This is a genomic window from Pseudomonas sp. 2,4-D (genome assembly GCF_030418155.1).
GTDB lineage: Bacteria > Pseudomonadota > Gammaproteobacteria > Pseudomonadales > Pseudomonadaceae > Aquipseudomonas > Aquipseudomonas alloputida.
In genome coordinates this window covers 190,662-208,503 of the sequence record NZ_JAUHUI010000003.1, presented here as the reverse complement: position 1 = coordinate 208,503, position 17,842 = coordinate 190,662, and the positions used below count along the sequence as shown (strand labels likewise).

Below are 17,842 nucleotides of genomic sequence, written 5' to 3'. Positions count from 1 at the left end.
GCCGGGCCCCTCTGACGGTTATGCCGCCATGTCGGAGTCATAGTTGTTCAACTACGACTATACAGGAGGGGCTCATGTCTGCCCTTAGTGTGTATCTGAACCAAGAGGTTCTTGGTACTGATCTCTGGCTTTGGCTTTCCTTTTTCGCTGTTGTGCTAACACTGTTGGCGCTTGACTTAGGTGTGCTCCATCGCGGGAATCGGGAGATTGGAGTCAAAGAGAGCTTGTTGCTGTCTGCGGGCTACATCAGTATGGGCCTTCTGTTCGCGGTCTGGGTGTATTTCCAGAAAGGCAGCGACGCCAGCATGGACTATGTGACAGGTTTCTTGATTGAAAAATCCCTGTCAATGGATAACGTTTTCGTTATTGCGCTGATATTCAGCTTCCTGGCCATTCCTCGGGAGTTCCAGCACCGAGTATTGTTTTGGGGGATCATGGGGGTCATCGTCTTGAGGGCTATCATGATCGGCCTAGGGGCTGCGCTCATCGCCCAGTTCAGTTGGATACTTTACTGTTTTGGCGCTTTCCTGGTCTTCACCGGGGTCAAGATGCTATTCGCTCGCGTCGATCATGCGCCTGACTTGGAAAACAACCGTTTCGTCAACTACCTGCGCACCCACCTACGCATCACCAAAGAATTGCACGGTCAACGCTTTGTGGTTCGCTTGCCCGATGCGTCAGGAAAAAGAATTCTATGGGTGACACCGCTCTTCCTTGCACTTATTTTGATTGAGGGTGCAGACTTGGTATTTGCTGTTGATAGCGTGCCTGCGATTTTTGCTATCACACAGGATCCGTTCATCGTTTATACGTCGAATATCTTTGCCATTCTCGGTTTGCGAGCGCTCTATTTTGCATTGGCTGCCATGATCAGTCGCTTTGTTTACCTTAAATATGCGCTGGCTCTGGTGCTTGTCTTTATCGGCTCGAAAATTTTCCTTCATGACATTGTGGGTAAAGTGCCAGCCGAAATATCGTTGAGCATTACAATCGGCCTGCTGATTGGCGGCGTGTTGCTTTCGCTTTGGAAAACCCGAGCGTCCGCTAATGCTTCTTGAATAATTACGGCCGCTGGCTGCTGCGTGAGCGCGATGACCGGATCGCCCAGGATTCAAGGCGTGAAGGCGGTCGCCTCCGGTGCTGCCCAGGCCATGCAGTTGATATTGCACATCCCAGGCGAAGCAGGAGCAAACCTCATGCAGACATACTCCTACCTGACTATTGCCTTTCGTTTGACATACCAAGCGAAAAGCACCATTGCCAGAACGCACACCGAGGTTTGAGTAGCTCCCAGGACGGCAATCGTGGGGAACTTCGGCGTGGAAACCATCCAGGTCGACACTGCTCCGATCGCCATGGTCAGGAACCCCAAAAGGGCTGACGCCAGTCCTGCTTCTTTCCCGAACGGTGTCATGGTCAAGGCCGTTCCCAGCGGATTGGCAATACCCATACCCCATAGGAAAAGCACCATCGACAATGAGTACCAGCCCAAGCTTGGATTGCTTGGGCCGACCAGCAGCAATGCACCTGCCGTACACGCAGTCGCGAGGCCTGACAAAGTAATGGCGCGGCTACCCCAACGGTGAGCCAGGCGAGGAGCAGCCAAGCCAGCGGCAAAGACCACGAAGACAGTTGCCGCGAAATACAGGCCCACCTGGAGCGAGCTGAGCCCCATGCCTTCCATCAAGATTGACGGCGCAGCGGCGAACGAGGCGAATAAGCCGCTCATCAGCAGGCTGGTCGCGAGTGCGGGCAAAATGAAGAGGCGGTTGGACGCCAGTTTGCCGTATGCGATCAGGATCGCAGGTACTGATTGAGTCACCCGACGATGGGCAGGAAGGGTTTCACCTATCCCTCTGAGGTAGAACAGCGCGATAAGGATTGCCGACATGCCGACGGCTATGAAAAGTGCGCGCCAACCCAAAGTGGTGTTCAGCATACTGCCGATCAAAGGTGAGAAGCCTGGCGCTGTGGCGGCAGCGATCATCGTCAGCGATAACGCGCGTGCCAGGTTCTCACCCTCATAGAGATCGCGAGCGATGGCTCTGGCCAGAACCGCGGCGGCACACACGCCAACGGCCTGGATTACCCGTCCGAGGATCAGCATGTCGAGTGTGGTGGCGTTAGCCGCCCAAAACGTACCCACCACGAAAATCATAAGCCCACCTACTACCAACCGCTTGCGGCCATAGCGATCGGCAAGCGGCCCTACCAGTAATTGGGCGAAGGCGAACGTAATGAAAAAGCTGGAGAGCGTCAGCCCGAGTTCCTGGGATGAGACGTTGAGCTGTCGGGCCATTTCAGGAAAAGCGGGCAGGATGATATTGGTGGACAAGTTGCTGATGGCAGCGAGTGCTGCCAGTAACAGGATGACCTTGGCCGTCAGGACGTTGGCCTTCTGAGCATCGCCATCAGCTTCGTTGGCGTGTGTTTCGAGTTGGCTGTTCATACGTTGGCCTCCCAGCGACGGAACAGCACACTGGCGTTCACCCCACCGAATCCGAAACCATTGGACAAGGCATATTCGATGGGCATTTCACGGGCTACTCGTGCAACCAGGTCAAGGCCAAGCGCAGCATCATCGACCTGAGTCAGGTTGAGCGTTGGTGGAGCGATCTGATCTTGCAGCGCCAACACCGTGAAAATGGCTTCGACACCGCCTGCCGCCCCCAAGAGGTGGCCGGTGGCCGATTTGGTCGATGTAATCGCCACGCCGCTGCCGCTACCGAATACGGCGCGAATCGCTGCAAGTTCACCCTTGTCGCCAACCTGGGTCGAAGTCGCATGCGCATTGATATGGTCCACGTCCCCAGGCGCTACCGACGCCTGTTGCAGCGCGAGTTGCATGGCACGCATGGCACCGCTCCCGTCTTCGGGACCAGCGGTCAGATGGTAGGCATCAGCGCTCGTTCCGTAGCCGACCAGTTCGGCCAGGGGCTTGGCGCCACGGGCCAGCGCATGTTCCAGCGACTCGATCACCAGCAAGCCAGCCCCTTCAGCCATGACAAATCCGTCCCGTTGGCTATCGAAAGGACGGGAGGCTTGCTCAGGGCTATCCGAAAAGCCCGTGCTGAGCGCTCGTGCAGCCGCAAAGCAGCCTAGCGTCACGCGATCGATTGCCGCTTCGGCGCCACCGCAGATCGCGATATCCGCTTCGCCGCTTCTGATGAGCCGAGCGGCGTCGCCGATGGCCTGCACCCCCGCAGCGCACGCTGTGACGGGTGCCCCAAGTGGGCCTTCGAAACCGTAGCGTATGGAGACATGACCCGCTGCCATATTGGCCAGGAACGATGGCGCCGTGAAGGGCGACAACTTGCGAGGGCCACGTGCGTCAGTGGTGCGCACCGCCTCTGCGATGGCGCCGAAGCCTCCGACGCCTGATGCGATGATGGTGGCGGTGCGTGCGCGTTCAGCCTGACGTTCGGGATGCCAGCCGGCTTGCTGCAATGCTTCATCCGCTGCTACCAGCGCAAACTCGATGAACCGATCCATCTTCTTGCGTTCCTTGGCGTGGATGACCCGCTCGGGTTGATAGCCTGCCACGGCATCCTCGGCCAATGTGGGCACGCTGCCGCCCACTGACACGCCAGTGCCTTCGACGACATCGCCAGCAAGCGCGCGAATCCCGGACTGCCCAGCCAGCAATCGACGCCATACTTCCTTTACGCCGCAGCCCAGCGGGCTGACAACGCCGGTGCCGGTCACCACGATGCGCTTTTGAATAACGTTGTGAGTCATTTCGACCTCTCGTTGGATCATGAGCGCGCCTCGAATTGCATCGGGCGCGCACGGGTTGAAGGCAATGGCTACTCAGGCGCGGTGTGCAGCTTCTGGCTTGGCAATGCGGCTATTGGGGCGGATCTTGAACCAGATGGAATACATTGCCGGCAGGAACACCAAGGTCATGATCGTGCCCACGAACGTGCCTCCGATCAGGGTGTAGGCCAAGGTGCCCCAGAACACCGAATGGGTGAGGGGGATGAAGGCCAGGATGGCTGCCAATGCCGTGAGCAAGACCGGGCGTGCGCGTTGCACTGTGGCCTCGACCACGGCGTCGAAGGGCGCAAGTCCTTCAAGCTGGTTGTGGTCAATCTGCCCGATCAGGATGAGGGTGTTGCGCATCAGAATCCCGGAGAGCGCGATCAAGCCGACTAACGCGTTGATGCCGAACGGTTGGCCGAACAGCAGTAATACGGGTACTACGCCGATCAACCCCAGCGGTGAAGTCAGAAACACCATGACCATCGCCGAGATAGAGCGCACCTGCAGTATGATGATCAACAAAGTCAGGGCGATCATGATAGGCAGGAGAGGGACGATAGCCTGGCTGGCCTTGGCCGACTCCTCGATAGAGCCTGCCATTTCGATTTTGTAGCCCGCAGGCAGCTGCGTGACGATGGGCTGGAGGTCTTTCCAGATCGCCGTGGACACATCAGGCGGCTGCAGCCCTTCCGCGATGTCACCCCGCACTGTCATGGTGGGCGTTCGGTCCCGGCGACGGAGGATGGGGTCCTCCATGCGAATGCTCACATCACCGATCTGCGAAACCGGAACGCGCTGACCGTTCGAGCCTACCAGGGTGAAATTCTCGATCTGGGCAGGATCGAGTCTGATCTGGCCAGCGGCACGCCCTACAACCTGCACAGAGCGGATATCTTCCCTGACCGACGTGATCGGCACACCGGTGAGCAGGAACTGAAGCTGCTGCGACACCGAGGCGGACGTCAGGCCAACCGACTGCAGGCGATCTTGATTCAGGGAGAAGTGAAGCGTGGGAACAAGCGGGCCCCAGTCCGTATTGACGGTCTTCATCATGGGGCTCGCCTGCAGCACGCTTTGGACGCGTGCTGCAATCTGGCGCAGTTGCGAGGCATCCGGGCCCATCACCCGATAGGCGACCGGGTAGGGGGAGTAGGGCCCGAATACCAGTTGTGTTACCCGCACTTGAGCGCCGGGTGCCAGACCTTCGGAGGCCGCCTCCCGAAGACGAAGCTTGAGGGCCTCACGAGCGCCCTGGTTTTCGGTCAGGACGACAATCTTGGCAAAGGACGGGTCGGGCAACTCAGGGGCCATTGCCAGGAAGAAGCGGGGCGGGCCTTGGCCGATGTAAGTGGTGACAATCTTTGCCTCCTCTTGCTGACGTAGCCAGGACTCCACCTTGATCGCAGTGGCATGTGTCTGTTCGATGGAGGTGCCATAAGGCATCTGCAGCTCCACAAGCACTTCGGGCCGGTCTGAGGTCGGGAAGAACTGCTTCTTTACCAATCCCATGCAAAGCACGGCGGCCACAAATGTCGAAACCACGGTGCCTGCCACGAGCCATTTATGTGCGATCACCCAGCCCAACAACGCGCGGAATCGGTTGTAATGACGGGTGTTGTAAATAGCGGCATGACCACCTTCAACCGTCTTGATCCGAGGCAACAACTTCACGCCCAGGTAGGGGGTGAACGCTACCGCCACCACCCAGGATGCGATCAGGGCGATGCCGACAATCCAGAACATGTTGCTGGTGTATTCGCCGGCAGTGGACTGGGCGAAACCGTTAGGCATGAATCCGATGGCGGTAACCAATGTGCCAGACAGCATGGGGGCTGCCGTGTGGCTCCAGGCATATGCGGAAGCCTTGATGCGGTCGTAACCTTCTTCCATCTTCACGACCATCATTTCGATGGCGATGATCGCGTCGTCGACCAGCAACCCTAAGGCCAGGATGAGCGAACCCAGCGTAATCCGGTCGAAATTCTTGCCTGTTGCGGCCATCACTACGAATACGATCGCCAGTGTCAATGGCACCGCGGCTGCGACGACAACGCCGACACGCCAGCCCAGGCTGAGGAAGCAGACAAGCATCACGACCAGCAGGGCAACGAAAAACTTGATCATGAACTCGTCGACGGAGGACGTGATGTTCACCGCCTGATCGGTGACCTTGCTGAGCGTCATGCCCAAGATCATGCCTTCGTTGATCTTGGCTGTTTCGGCCTCCAGGGCTTTGCCAAGGTCGAGGCCGTTCCAGCCTTCGCGCATGACAATGCCAAGCAGCAAGGCTGGCTCGCCATCGTTACGCACCAGGAACGTCGCGGGGTCTTCATAGCCACGTTCAACGTCGGCCACATCCGACAGTTTCAGGGGGCGGCCCTGGGCGACTACAGGGGTTTCGCGAATCTTTGCCAGTTGATCGAAGGCGCCGTCAACCCTGACCACCACTTGTGGCCCCTGTGTTTCGACCGAGCCCGCCGGTGACAGGGCGTTCTGGTTGTCAAGGGCCGAGAAAATGTCCTGTGGCGTGATTCCGAGCGTGGCCAGGCGGTCATGGGAAAAGGACACGAATATCCGTTCAGCCTGTTCCCCGATGATATTGACCTTCTTGACGCCCGGCACGTGCAGCAGCTGCTGGCGCAGTGTTTCAGCGTCGCGTACCAGCTGGCGCTGCGGTTCGCCTTTGGCTTTGAGCGCGTAGACCGCAAATGTCACGTCCGAGAACTCATCATTGAGCATTGGGCCAATGACGCCCGCTGGCATGAGCTTGGCCTGATCACCCGCTTTCTTGCGGGCCTGGTAAAATTCCTCCTGAACCGCCGAAGGTGGGGTCTTGTCTTGCAGCGATACCATCGTGAACGCCAACCCAGGCCGGGTGTAGGTTTCGGTACGGTCATACCAACGCAGCTCTTGCATGCGTTTTTCCAACGGTTCGGCCACCAGATCCTGCATTTCCTGCGCAGTGGCGCCGGGCCAGGCAGTGATAACCGTCATCTGCTTGACGGTGAAGGGCGGATCTTCTGCTCGGCCCAGCTTGAAGAAGGCCAGCGTGCCGGCGAAGGCGATCAGCACAATCAGGAAGAGGGTGATCGCTCGCTCGCGTACTGCGAGCGCCGATAAGTTGAAACGAAGCTGGCTCATGGTTGGTGCCCCATGACCTGAGCTGTTTGAGCCTGTTCCATGACCTCGACGCCATCGCGCAGCAGATGCGCACCCAGTGCCACGATCCGATCGCCAGCGTGCAGGTCACTCTTCACGACCGCTTTTTCGTCACTGACACTAAGCACTTCCACCGCGCGCCATGACACCTTGGCCGGCTGGCCAGCTATCACCCAAACCCCTGCTCCGTTACCCGGGTCAAAGAGCGCGCCGATGGGTATCTGCTTAGCTCCGTAATCCGTATCGGTATCCGGAATCTCAAGCGTAATGGTTGCACCCAGTGGCGCGCTCGCCAAAGGCCCAGTGAGCACGTACCTGGCTTCGAATGTGCGCGTGATGGGGTCTGCTGCATCCGAAAGCAAGCGCAGTTTGGCGGGTACGGCCTGCGCAGGCTTGCCAAATAGCGTGGCGAGCGCAGTCGAGCCAGGCGCAGGTCGGAGTGTTTCTGGCAAGTAGACGACAGCTTCTCGTTGCCCGGCCCTGGCCAGCCTTACAACCGCTTGACCAGCACTGACGACCTGGCCCGGTTCGGCCAGCGTGTCCATCACCACACCATCGGCGTCGGCTAGCAAGACCGCATATTCAGTGGCGTTCCTGGCAACGTCAGCCTGAGCTTGCGCGGCACTGAGTTGCGCCTTGGCGGCATCAGCCGCAGCTTTGATCTGGTCGTAGGACGATGCCGAGACCGCGCCCTCGGCCACCAGCCCTCGATAGCGAGCTTCGTCGTCACTGGTCTGCTTGGCCCGTGCCCGAGCAGCAGTCACTGCCTCTTGCTGCGCGCGCGCCTGCAGATTCAGATCCGCCGGATCCAGGCGCATCAAGGGCTGACCGCGTTTGACTGTTTGTCCGGTATCGACCAGGCGCTGCAAGATTTTTCCGGATACTCGGAAGCCGAGGTCACTCTGTGTGCGAGCGACCACTACTCCGGAAAACGAACGTGCAAGGGCTGACGCGTCCTGTACTGAGACCGCTTTCACGACCGGCGGTGTGTCTCTCGGGTCTTTTCCAGGTGAAGAGTTCCCGCAAGCGACAAGGGCGAGTGGGAGTAAGCAACCGACTATGGCGGCAGGACGCAGGCGCATGGGATCCCTTTCTCAAAAGGCGATATAGGAATCCCATTTTTCTACCGGTGACCAATATTGTCAATGGTCACAATCTGCTAGGGGGCGAGACTTCGGAGTATCAAAGCCGGCAGTTGGACGACCGCATCCTGAAGCGTGTCCAGGTTGTGCTGAAGGAGCGCGGCATTTACGTATGGCCTCATGATCAGAAAAATCGCCAGCGTCAGTTCGTCCAGGGGTGTCTTGCGTTCAAATTCTCCTGCGTCGCGGCCTTGTGTCAGGATCTCCAGAATGACCTTACTGATATTGGCTTCATGAGACTTGACCGACGACCATTGGTCGCGCGATGCCACTGCCGCTATGTCATAGAGCTTCCGGTCGTGGAAGAAAAGGTCAGCCCCGCCTTCAGCGATCGCTCGGAATAGACGTCTCAGCTTCTCCGATGCAGTCGGGGCGTCGCTGGTGGCCGTCGCAATGCGCTGCATGATCAGCGCAAGCCGACTGGAGCAAATCACCTCTCCGATCGCTTGTTTGGATTCGAAGAATTTGTAGATGTAGGCCTTTGAAAAGCCAATCGATTTGGCTAAGTCAGAGACAGTGGTTTTGTCGTACCCATAATGGGCGAAGTGCTCCATGGCAGCCTGGATGATCTGATCCCTCACGTCGTGGTCGGCTGGTCCGCGCGCCGGCGAGGGTGGAGAAGATTTACTCATTTTTGAAGCATCCTGGAACTGATTGACAGAGTGTGACCAAAATATAATATGGTCACACCTCCTCTTGGTCTATGAGAATCATCATGCTTCCCTACCGAACGATTGCTCTGCTGTTGAGCGCCAGTCTCACTGCAGGGTGCATGGTTGGCCCGGATTATAAACAGCCAGAGGTTGCGCTGGCCGATCATTACGTCACGGATGCACAGCCGTTGACCGCAAGCGACACATCGGTCGGCAGCCTTGATGTCTGGTGGGAAGGATTTGGAGATCCTTTGTTGAGCAGGCTTGTGACCGAGGCGCTGGGGCAAAACCTGCAGTTGGCGCAGGCACAGGCCCGTGTAGCTCAGGCTCGCGCAGCGCTGGGCTCAGCGACCGCGGCGCTTGTGCCGTCCGCGGGTATCAATGGCCAAGCTGCACGCTCACGGCAATCCGTTGAAGCGCCCTTGGGCCAGCTGCTGAACTCAACGCCTGACTATGACCGCTACGGCAACAGCTATGAACTCAATCTGCAAGCAAGCTGGGAAATCGACTTGTTTGGCGGGCTTCGTCGTGATCGGCAAGCCGCGGTCGGTGAGTACCAGGCTTCTGAGGCGGTGGCAATCGCAACTCGTCTTGCCGTCGCCGCGCAAACAGCAGATATCTACACTACCGTGAGGGGGCTGCAGGCGCGTCTGGCCATTGCTCAGAACCAGGTGCAGACACAGCAAGACCTTCTGGCCAAAGTCAACCTGCTCAACCGCAAAGGTCTGGCGCCTGACTACGAGGTTCGTCAAACCGAGGGCGAACTGTCTCAAGTCGAGGCAACCGTGCCGGTTTTGCGTGCGGGCCTGGATGCGGCTCTCAACGCTTTGGATGTCATGCTGGGCAGTGCGCCAGGTACCCACCGAGCCCAAATGGCAATGGCCTCGTCAATCCCTCAGGTGCCTGCGCTTGCGCAAATCGGCAAACCTTCCGATCTGCTCCGCCGTCGGCCCGACCTGATCGCCGCCGAGCGCAGGCTCATGGCTGCCAATGCCATGATCGGCAGTGCGATCAGTGAGTACTACCCAAAATTTTCAATAGGCGGGCTGATCGGCAGCGCGTCTACCTCTGGCGGACCATTTTTCACGGGCGATGCCAACCAATCAGCCGTATTGCTCGGCTTGAGGTGGCGACTCTTTGATTTTGGCCGTATCAACGCGCAGATAGACCAGGCCAAAGGACGTGAGGCCGAAGCCCTGGCCCTCTATCGGCAGTCTGTGCTGGAGGCTTCGGAAGATGTTGAAACAGCTTTGTCTGCATTGATCAATCGGCAAGCGCAGGCACAGTCGCTCAAACGCGGTGAGGCATCCCTGGAGCGAGCACGACGTTCGTCCTTTGTAGCATTCCAGAACGGTGTAGCCAGTTTGATAGACGTTCTGAACGCAGATCAGCAGCTTCTCAGGACATCAGATTCCCGAGCAGTTGCGCAAACTGAAGCGGCGCGTGCTGCTATTGCTGCCTACCTCGCCCTGGGTGGCGGGTGGTCAAGTGACTCAGATGTGGCACAGCGATGATGGGGCTGCGTAAATGCCTTGAGCGATAAGGCGTCTCGACCGGCTTCACTCAGAAGCCTGGGAAAGGGTGTTCAGCACCTTCATTGCTTTTTGCGCATCATCTTTACCTACGAAGACATGATCGTGGAAATAGGCTGCGATCACATTGCAGCTGATTCCTGCTTGGCCCAGAGCAGTCGAGAACGCCGCAGTCAAGCCAACTGCATCGAGGGCCGAATGGATGGTCAGGGTGATCCACGCAGCGACGAAATCAAACTTCAGCCCGAGCGTTTCTGCTCGGCTTCGCTCGATGATCAAGGTCAAGCCTTCTTTCTCCTTGAAGCTACCCACCAAGTCGTCCGGGCTCAGTCCTGCGAAGTCAGCGACAGTGCAGAAGACGTACTCACCTTCGTTGAGGATTGGGCTCATACCGCGTAGTAGGGCAGAGATAGATTTTTCACCCGCCATGTCTCACCTCCAAAAAATAGTGGCAGAAGTCTGCGCCGCCTTCAAACCTCAAACCTCAAGCCAATGTTCTTCGAAGCGGCACGTGATCTGATCTAAAGCTTGGGCTTTAAGTCTGCGTCTTTGGAATCCGCATGATCCAAGTGCTTACGCAAAAGGTGGAGGAGGGTAGTCGAGGGGTTCACCTGCAGTATTCGATGTCGAAAGTCGCCTTCTTGCCTGTCATTACCTGCCCCCTTCAAGCGCGCTCCCCACGAAGCCAGCGCTCGTGATAATGGATCAGGCGCGTCAGTCCATAGACGGCGCCGTCGTGCATGACTTGCGCTCGCTCACCAAAAAAACGCTGGGTACGGGTAAACACGGCTATCGGTTCGCCGGCAAAAGCCCACGCAAAGCAAAGCGTGCCGGGTAGAACCCCAGCTGCTGGGTCAGGCCCGGCTAAACCTGTAGTTGCGATAACGACATTGGCATCGCTGTCCTTCAGCGCCCCCAGGGCCATCTCCCATGCGACTGGTTCGCTAGTCAGCCCGTACCGTTCGATGGTTTCCGCGCTTACACCTAGCAGACGCTTCTTGGCGGAGGGCGAATACACGACGTAGCCGCTTTCCAGGACCTCGCCTGTGCCTGGGAATGCCGCTAGCAGAGCGACCATGCAGCCTGCTGTGCAGGACTCGGCAGTGGTAAGTACCAGATGGTGGTCTTTGAGGTAGCCGAGCACGGCCAATACGGGATCCGTTGCCATTTTTATGTCGACTCATTGTTCTTTTGTGGTGGACGTGTCGGCCATGTAAATGGTTCACCGGTTTAGCGCAGCTTCGCCTTGTTTTTTGAACTGAACTTTATTTCCCTCGTTTTCAGTCATCGTCACGGCCTTCGCATTTTACTTCTTTCTTGTATTCGTCCCGCTTGGCTTCGACCTTCACCCGGCACGGACCGTCCCAGTATTCCTCCTTCCATTCACCCCGAGGCCAAGTCCTGCCACGCCCATCCGGGCATTTGACTTCCAGCTTGTAGTCGCCCTTGTCCGAGACCTCTTTGACGTGACACGGACCGTCCCTGTACTCGTCTTCCCGTTTCTCATGGCGATGATCAGCGACAGCCAAGCCAACAACGGAAGAGAGCATTAACAGCGCGCCCACGAAAGGCTTGATGCCCATCACGCAACCCCAACAGCGAGCCTTGATAAAAGCCCCGCATAAGCTGTGGGGCACCAGATGTCCCTAAGACAACAGTGCGACTGCTTTTGTTCACCGTAGGCGACGCAGTATTATGCAAGACGGGTTCGCCATATCGATCAGTAAACGCTGACACATGAATATGTCTGACCTAGCACCTGATTTAACAAGTGGGCGATGTCATTTGTTCATAAGTGGGCGGGCGCATTGCTTTGCTGAGGGATTGTGGGCTAATGCCGTTGAAATGTTCATCCGTTTGGGTTCATAAGAACAGGCCAGCGACCTCGCATTACCATCACAGTGCTACGGCGCGCGATAGAGACAAGCGGCGGGAGCATTACTGCGTGGGCTTGGCTGGGAAAATCTGCGTATCTGGTCAACTGACTGGTGGATCAACGCCGTTGGCACTGCTGATCTTATTCATGAGCGCCTGTTCGCTTTACTGATTCTTATAGTGATGCCCTGACCACCAACGGACAATCAACTGGCTGGGCTCCCGATACCTCGAGGGCCTGGATCAGGTGCCGGGCAGCATTGCGACCGATCTCGTAATATGGCAATTGCACGGTGGTCAGCGGTGGGATGAACAGTTCGGCGATGCCGATCATGTTGTCATAGCCGAGCACAGCGACATCGGCGGGAATCTTCAGGCCACGGCCCAACAACAGCTGATAGGCACAAAAGGCAATACGGTCATTGCCACAGATCAGAATGTCGAATTGGGGGCGACCTTCGATGATATGTCGGTCGAGGATGGCTGCGGTTTCACCATAGGCGTCATGATCGGAAAGGTCGTATTGCAGGAGTGCGCCAGGCGCTAGGCCGAATTCCTGACAGGCACGTTGCAGGCCTTTTTGTCGCAAGCCCCAGGCCAGACTCTGTTTTGGCAGATTGATACACAGTGGGCGCCGATAGCCTTGGCTTAACGCGTGATGTACGGCTCGATACTGCCCCTTTTCGTCGTCTGGCACATAACTCACCAGGCGACTGTCATCGGTCAGGCAATTGGCGAGTACCAGTGGTTTGCTCTTCAACCGCTCGGGAATGCACACCTGGCGAAACCCCATGGCGCTGAAGATCAAGCCGTCCGGCCGGTGCGACAGCATTAGGTCGATGTTCTGGTCAGTGGGCGGGTTGCTTAATAGGTTGAGGATAAAGACATTCCAGCCGGCTTGCTGCGCGGTCTGCTCAATGGACAGCAGCAGCTCGACCGCGAATGGTGTGGTCGCAGTGTCCAGCGCGAACACACCGATGGTTCGCGACTGGAGGTTGTCGCCGCGCATCCTGCGCGCCGACAGGCTCGGTACGAATTGCAGTTCATCAATGGCTCGACGCACCCGCAGAAGGGTTTCGGCGCTCAGTTTTTCCGGAGTGTTGAGCGCTCGAGAAACCGTCATCAGGGACACGCCGGCCAGCTGTGCAACGTCTTTCACTGAAGTCATGTGAGGCGAAATCGGTCAGGTTGACGCCGAATCATGACACATTGCCCGGACTTCTCGCGACTCGAATGAGCTGTCTCACAGCCATCCAGAACCGAGAGACCACGCCTTGGGAATCGAGACACGCCCACCACTCCCGCTAGCCAGAAGCTTCACGCCCAGACTGTCGGGCCGCGGATAGAGGCGACTGCTGAGGCTGAAGTGCCCGTTTTCGTCGAATACCTCGATGGAGGAGCGATCGAGGAACACGCGCAGTTCAAGTCGCTCTTGTGTCGGGTCTATCGATACGCTGCGCTGGCCTGTGACTTGCGCACCCGAGCGGCTACGGTCAAGCACCAGGCGATGCAGTGATGCATCGTAGTAGAGCAGGGTTTCTTCACGGCCATCGTCGCTGCAGCGCAATGCAATTCCCAGGTGGCCGTCGGTGCAGCCGAGCAAGTCCAGATGCACGTGGATTTCGAGCATATCGCCTTTCACGTCCGGCACCCACCGGGACCCTGTCTCATCCCACCAGGGCGTACTCGGTAATGGCGTCTTGCGTAGGGCGGTGAGCTCCCGTGCCGGATACACGCAAAGGCGATCGGCGCACAGTTCAAGTTCGCGCGGTAAACAGAGCATGCCGCACCAGTGATGGTCCTGGCTCGGCATCGGGCTTTCCCACATGTCGAGCCACGCCCACACAAGGCGCCGACCATCAGCGGCCAGTAGCGTTTGCGCAGCATAGAAATCATGGCCGTTATCCAGCTCGATAAAAGGCCCTCCCGTGAAGTGCCATTCGCTATCGAGTCGGCCTACTCGATAACCCGTCTGGTACTTGTTGAGGCGGTCGTAACCATCGGCTTGCATGCCTTGGGGCGAGTACAGCAGTACATCGCGCCCACTCCGTCGAAACAGATCCGGGCATTCCCACATATAGCCATCACCCTCGCTGCCGCCGGACACATAGTCAAGGAACTCCCAGACGTGCAGATCCGTGGAGCGGTACAACGGCAGCAGCGGCACATCGCCCAGACGTGCGCCGGCAATCAGGTACCAATAGTCATCCTCCTGCCATACCTTGGGATCGCGAAAGTGCATGATGGTGTTGTGCGGCGCGGTGTCGATGACGGCGCCATGTTTGACGAAATGGATGCCATCGCTACTGGTTGCCAGACACTGGACTTGACGGATGAAGCGCTCGTCACCCACTTCCCCCAGCCAGGTGTGCCCGGTGTAGATCAGGGCCAGGGTATCGCCACACACCACGGCACTACCGGAAAAACAACCGTCACGGTCGAAGTCATCGCCGGGTGCCAGTGCAATGGGCAGGTGCTGCCAATGAACCAGATCGGCACTCTTGGCGTGGCCCCAATACATCGGGCCCCATTTCGCGTCGAAGGGGTAATGCTGATAGAACACGTGATATTCGCCACGAAAGTACACGACCCCGTTAGGGTCGTTCATCCAGCCTGCCGGCGGCGCAATATGATAGCCCGGGCGATAATCGTGGATGACGCGCGAGATACCCTCACTCAGTGCACGCTGCGCAAGATCAAGGGAAGAAGACATCGGGTCGCTCATGGTATTCAAAGACAAGGTCATAGGGCGCGTGCTCGGACTGAACGCAGAGAAATGTCATTCGGCAGGTTTTCAATGGCTTGCGGGTGGCGCTTCAAGGCCCTGCCGTCGGCGTCGAACAGGTGCAGGTGGTCTGTGTCCAGTTGCAGTTCGACCCGATCGCCTGCCTGCCATCCGGCGTTGACCTCGCAACGACAAGTCAGAAGCTCGTCCTGACCTGTTTCGAGGTGCACATACGTTTCGCTACCCAGGTACTCGACCCCCATCACGACGATGCCGGCGGTTTCTTCCGCCGCTTTGAGCGATACGTGCTCCGGGCGAATCCCCAAGCTCAGCAGCGTGCCCGCCGCCAGATCCGAGCTGTCGAAGGGCAGGGCGGTCATACCCAAAACGGGAGTATCGACTAGGCTGGTTTCGCCCGGGGCATGCAGGCGTGCCGGTAGAAAATTCATTTTCGGCGAACCGAGAAAACCGGCGACAAAGCGGCTCGATGGGCGTTCATAGAGCTCGCGCGGTGAACCGACCTGCTCCACGCGACCGCCATTGAGCACGATAATTTTGTCGGCCAGGGTCATTGCTTCCACCTGATCGTGGGTGACGTAGATCATGGTCGAGCCCAGTCGGTCATGCAGCCGGGCGATTTCGTTGCGCATCTGCACCCGCAAGGAAGCATCCAGGTTGGAGAGTGGCTCATCGAACAACAAGATGTCCGGTTCCCGCGCCATGGCTCTGCCCATCGCCACACGCTGACGCTGGCCTCCAGACAGTTCCTTTGGCTTGCGTTGCAGCAGGTTGTCCAATTGCAGGATCTGCGCAGTTTTCAGCACGCGCTCGCGCAGGCTGGTCTTTTCGGTCTTGGCCAGTTTGAGACCAAAGCTGATGTTGTCGTAAACGCTCATGTGCGGGTACAGCGCATATGACTGAAACACCATGCCGACGCCACGTTCGCGCGGCTCCAGGTCGTTTACCCGTCGCCCGTCGATCAGCAGGTCGCCGGCGCAGATCGAATCCAGTCCGGCGATCAGTCGCAGCAGGGTCGACTTTCCGCAGCCCGACGGGCCGACGAACACCACGAATTCACCCGCAGCGATCTCCAGGTTGATGTCGCGAAGAATCCGCACGCCACCCAGTTGTTTGTTCACGTTGTCCAGTTTCAATTTGATCACGATGCTGTTCCTTGTATTTGTTGGGCATCAACCCTTTAACGCGCCGGCAGTGAGGCCGGAAACGATTCGGCGCTGGAAGATCAGCACCAGAATCACCAGCGGGACGGTGACCAGCACCGATGCGGCCATTAACAGCCCCCAAGGCAGCTCATGGGGGCTGCCGCCGGAAATCAAGGCGATGGCAACCGGCACAGTGCGTTGGGTGTCGGTGAGGGTGAAGGTCAGGGCAAACAGGAACTCGTTCCACGCTGCGATGAAGGCCAATAAACCGGTAGTGGCCAGGGCGGGCCAGAGCAGCGGCAACAGCACGCGGGTCAGCGTGACCCAGGGCGAAGCACCATCCATGATTGCCGCTTCTTCCAGTTCATGGGGCAATTGCCCCATGAACGTGGTCAGCACCCAGACGGTGAAGGGCAGGGTGAAAATCGTGTAGCTCAGGATCAACGCCCAGGACGTGTTGTACAGGCCCAGGGCGCGGATCACTTCGAACAGCCCCGACAGCACCGCGACCTGGGGAAACATGGAGACGCCAAGGACCATCATCAATACTGTCCCACGCCCACGGAATTTCACCCGGCCCAAGGCATAGGCAGCGGTCAGGCTGAGGAACAGCGCCAGCGTCACCACGCACAGCGCAACCACCAGCGAATTACCAATTGCCCGCAGGAATGAGGCTTGGTGAAGTACTGCCGCATAATTGGAGAAGTCGGGGTGTTCGATCCAGTAGCTCACCTCGAACAAGGCGCTGGACGGCTTCAGCGAAGTCACGATGGCGTAGTAGAAAGGGAAGACCGCATACAGCAGCAAAACTCCGATCAGACACCAGAATCCGAGGCGCAACAGCGATTTTTTCAGTAGGCGCTGGCTCATGATCGAACCTCCATTTGACGGCGTCCGAGGTAGAGATAAAGCATGGCGATTACCGCAACCACCAGAAACAGCAGAGTCGAGGCCGCGCTGCCGTAGCCAACATCCTGGAACTCCACCAGGTGTTGGCGGGCATAGACCGACATGCTGATGGTGCTAGAAGAATTTGAGGTCAGCACATAGATGACGTCAAATACCCGCAGGGAATCGAGGATGCGGAAGATCGCGGCCACCAACAATGCAGGCATCAACAGGGGAAGCGTGACACGCCAGAACACTTTCAGCGGATGAATACCATCAACCCTGGCGGCTTCGTAGCAATCACTCGGCAACATCTGCAAGGCCGCCAACATCAGCAGCGTGACAAAAGGGACGGTCTTCCACACGTCGACGATGATCACTGCCCACATCGACAGATCCGCATCTGCCGTCCAGGCCAGAGGAGCGTCAATCAGGCCGAGACTCAGCATCAGGTGATTGATGATGCCGAATTGGTCGTTCAGCATCCATGACCATATCTTCGCCGAGACAATGGTCGGAATCGCCCAGGGAATCAGAATCAACGCACGCACCAGGGAACGGCCGGTGAACTGGATGTTCAACAGCAACGCCACCGACAGCCCAAGGATGACTTCCAGTCCCACCGACACCACAGTGAAATACAACGTGTTGCGCACAGCGTTCCACCATTGTGGATCGACCAGGATGCCCGACCAGTTGGAACCGTCGTGGAACAGGTAATTGCTCATGCCTACGAAGGAACCGCCACTGCTGTCCGCCAGACTGGCATCGGTCAGGCTGAACCAGAATGTGCGCAGCAGCGGCCATGCCGCCACCAGGGTCAGACACAGCAACATCGGTGTCAGAAATAGCCAGGCGGCGCGTACTCGGCGACTCTGTATGGGCGTTTCCCTGGTGAGCAGGCGCTCGTCACAGGAGGCATGGGTAGTAGAGACAGGCATGG

At 58.0% G+C, this 17,842-nt stretch carries 15 protein-coding genes; 2 read left to right on the top strand and 13 right to left on the bottom strand.

The genetic code is table 11. From position 1 onward, the window contains the following. Positions 1-74 precede the first annotated feature (74 nt). Positions 75-1,058 (top strand): TerC family protein, encoded by a 984-nt coding sequence (locus QYE47_RS04805; RefSeq protein ID WP_019438170.1) that lies wholly within the window; start codon positions 75-77, stop codon positions 1,056-1,058. Between the two features lie 152 nt (positions 1,059-1,210). Here the strand turns inward: QYE47_RS04805 and QYE47_RS04800 are convergent, their stop codons facing one another. From QYE47_RS04800 to QYE47_RS04780, 5 genes are all read right to left on the bottom strand, one after another. Further along, entirely contained in the window at positions 1,211-2,449 is a 1,239-nt protein-coding gene (locus tag QYE47_RS04800) for a multidrug effflux MFS transporter (RefSeq protein WP_014590912.1), read from the bottom strand. After that, the gene (gene fabF, locus QYE47_RS04795) at positions 2,446-3,738 is read right to left on the bottom strand and encodes a beta-ketoacyl-ACP synthase II (protein WP_041166966.1); all 1,293 of its coding nucleotides are present in this window, start codon (positions 3,736-3,738) and stop codon (positions 2,446-2,448) included. The genes QYE47_RS04800 and fabF overlap by 4 nt, the downstream gene beginning before the upstream one ends. Before the next feature lie 72 nt (positions 3,739-3,810). Next, positions 3,811-6,903, bottom strand: coding sequence for an efflux RND transporter permease subunit (locus QYE47_RS04790; RefSeq protein ID WP_014590914.1), 3,093 nt, complete (start codon positions 6,901-6,903; stop codon positions 3,811-3,813). Continuing rightward, the gene (locus QYE47_RS04785; RefSeq protein WP_080557792.1) at positions 6,900-8,003 is read right to left on the bottom strand and encodes an efflux RND transporter periplasmic adaptor subunit; all 1,104 of its coding nucleotides are present in this window, start codon (positions 8,001-8,003) and stop codon (positions 6,900-6,902) included. The genes QYE47_RS04790 and QYE47_RS04785 overlap by 4 nt, the downstream gene beginning before the upstream one ends. A gap of 77 nt (positions 8,004-8,080) precedes the next feature. Beyond that, entirely contained in the window at positions 8,081-8,695 is a 615-nt protein-coding gene (locus QYE47_RS04780; RefSeq protein WP_010954179.1) for a TetR/AcrR family transcriptional regulator, read from the bottom strand. 83 nt (positions 8,696-8,778) lie between these two features. Here QYE47_RS04780 and QYE47_RS04775 point away from each other — a divergent pair, with 83 nt between their 5' ends. Further along, complete coding sequence (locus QYE47_RS04775) at positions 8,779-10,230, top strand: efflux transporter outer membrane subunit (RefSeq protein WP_041166967.1); 1,452 nt, start codon at positions 8,779-8,781, stop codon at positions 10,228-10,230. Between the two features lie 45 nt (positions 10,231-10,275). Here QYE47_RS04775 and QYE47_RS04770 read toward each other — a convergent pair whose 3' ends face one another. The 8 genes from QYE47_RS04770 to QYE47_RS04735 all read right to left on the bottom strand — a co-directional run bounded on the left by QYE47_RS04770 (position 10,276) and on the right by QYE47_RS04735 (position 17,840). After that, a complete protein-coding gene (locus tag QYE47_RS04770) occupies positions 10,276-10,677 on the bottom strand; it encodes an ACT domain-containing protein (RefSeq protein WP_014590918.1) in 402 nt (133 codons plus the stop codon). Positions 10,678-10,912: 235 nt separating this feature from the next. Further along, complete coding sequence (locus QYE47_RS04765) at positions 10,913-11,416, bottom strand: CinA family protein (RefSeq protein ID WP_041166968.1); 504 nt, start codon at positions 11,414-11,416, stop codon at positions 10,913-10,915. A 112-nt stretch (positions 11,417-11,528) separates the two neighbouring features. Then, a complete protein-coding gene (locus QYE47_RS04760; protein ID WP_014590919.1) occupies positions 11,529-11,831 on the bottom strand; it encodes a hypothetical protein in 303 nt (100 codons plus the stop codon). 467 nt (positions 11,832-12,298) lie between these two features. Then, entirely contained in the window at positions 12,299-13,291 is a 993-nt protein-coding gene (locus tag QYE47_RS04755; RefSeq protein ID WP_041166969.1) for a LacI family DNA-binding transcriptional regulator, read from the bottom strand. A gap of 75 nt (positions 13,292-13,366) precedes the next feature. Next, complete coding sequence (locus QYE47_RS04750; RefSeq protein WP_014590921.1) at positions 13,367-14,869, bottom strand: sucrose-6-phosphate hydrolase; 1,503 nt, start codon at positions 14,867-14,869, stop codon at positions 13,367-13,369. Continuing rightward, positions 14,866-16,011 carry an ABC transporter ATP-binding protein gene (locus QYE47_RS04745; protein ID WP_014590922.1) on the bottom strand — a complete coding sequence of 382 codons (1,146 nt, stop codon included), beginning with the start codon at positions 16,009-16,011 and terminating at the stop codon, positions 14,866-14,868. Before QYE47_RS04745 ends, QYE47_RS04750 begins: the two co-directional genes overlap by 4 nt. 27 nt (positions 16,012-16,038) lie before the next feature. Further along, positions 16,039-16,881 (bottom strand): carbohydrate ABC transporter permease, encoded by an 843-nt coding sequence (locus QYE47_RS04740; protein ID WP_014590923.1) that lies wholly within the window; start codon positions 16,879-16,881, stop codon positions 16,039-16,041. Continuing rightward, on the bottom strand, positions 16,878-17,840 hold the full coding sequence (locus QYE47_RS04735; RefSeq protein ID WP_014590924.1) for a carbohydrate ABC transporter permease: 963 nt from the start codon (positions 17,838-17,840) through the stop codon (positions 16,878-16,880). The genes QYE47_RS04740 and QYE47_RS04735 overlap by 4 nt, the downstream gene beginning before the upstream one ends. Between the last annotated feature and the right edge of the window lie 2 nt (positions 17,841-17,842).

Bases quoted from the DNA above. Each gene is read 5' to 3' on its own strand.
- QYE47_RS04790 (WP_014590914.1), bottom strand. From the start codon at position 6,903: ATGAGCCAGCTTCGTTTCAACTTATCGGCGCTCGCAGTACGCGAGCGA.
- QYE47_RS04765 (WP_041166968.1), bottom strand. From the start codon at position 11,416: ATGGCAACGGATCCCGTATTGGCCGTGCTCGGCTACCTCAAAGACCAC.
- QYE47_RS04755 (WP_041166969.1), bottom strand. From the start codon at position 13,291: ATGACTTCAGTGAAAGACGTTGCACAGCTGGCCGGCGTGTCCCTGATG.
- QYE47_RS04750 (WP_014590921.1), bottom strand. From the start codon at position 14,869: ATGACCTTGTCTTTGAATACCATGAGCGACCCGATGTCTTCTTCCCTT.
- QYE47_RS04800 (WP_014590912.1), bottom strand. From the start codon at position 2,449: ATGAACAGCCAACTCGAAACACACGCCAACGAAGCTGATGGCGATGCT.
- fabF (WP_041166966.1), bottom strand. From the start codon at position 3,738: ATGACTCACAACGTTATTCAAAAGCGCATCGTGGTGACCGGCACCGGC.
- QYE47_RS04735 (WP_014590924.1), bottom strand. From the start codon at position 17,840: ATGCCTGTCTCTACTACCCATGCCTCCTGTGACGAGCGCCTGCTCACC.
- QYE47_RS04760 (WP_014590919.1), bottom strand. From the start codon at position 11,831: ATGGGCATCAAGCCTTTCGTGGGCGCGCTGTTAATGCTCTCTTCCGTT.
- QYE47_RS04780 (WP_010954179.1), bottom strand. From the start codon at position 8,695: ATGAGTAAATCTTCTCCACCCTCGCCGGCGCGCGGACCAGCCGACCAC.
- QYE47_RS04785 (WP_080557792.1), bottom strand. From the start codon at position 8,003: ATGCGCCTGCGTCCTGCCGCCATAGTCGGTTGCTTACTCCCACTCGCC.
- QYE47_RS04805 (WP_019438170.1), top strand. From the start codon at position 75: ATGTCTGCCCTTAGTGTGTATCTGAACCAAGAGGTTCTTGGTACTGAT.
- QYE47_RS04740 (WP_014590923.1), bottom strand. From the start codon at position 16,881: ATGAGCCAGCGCCTACTGAAAAAATCGCTGTTGCGCCTCGGATTCTGG.
- QYE47_RS04770 (WP_014590918.1), bottom strand. From the start codon at position 10,677: ATGGCGGGTGAAAAATCTATCTCTGCCCTACTACGCGGTATGAGCCCA.
- QYE47_RS04775 (WP_041166967.1), top strand. From the start codon at position 8,779: ATGCTTCCCTACCGAACGATTGCTCTGCTGTTGAGCGCCAGTCTCACT.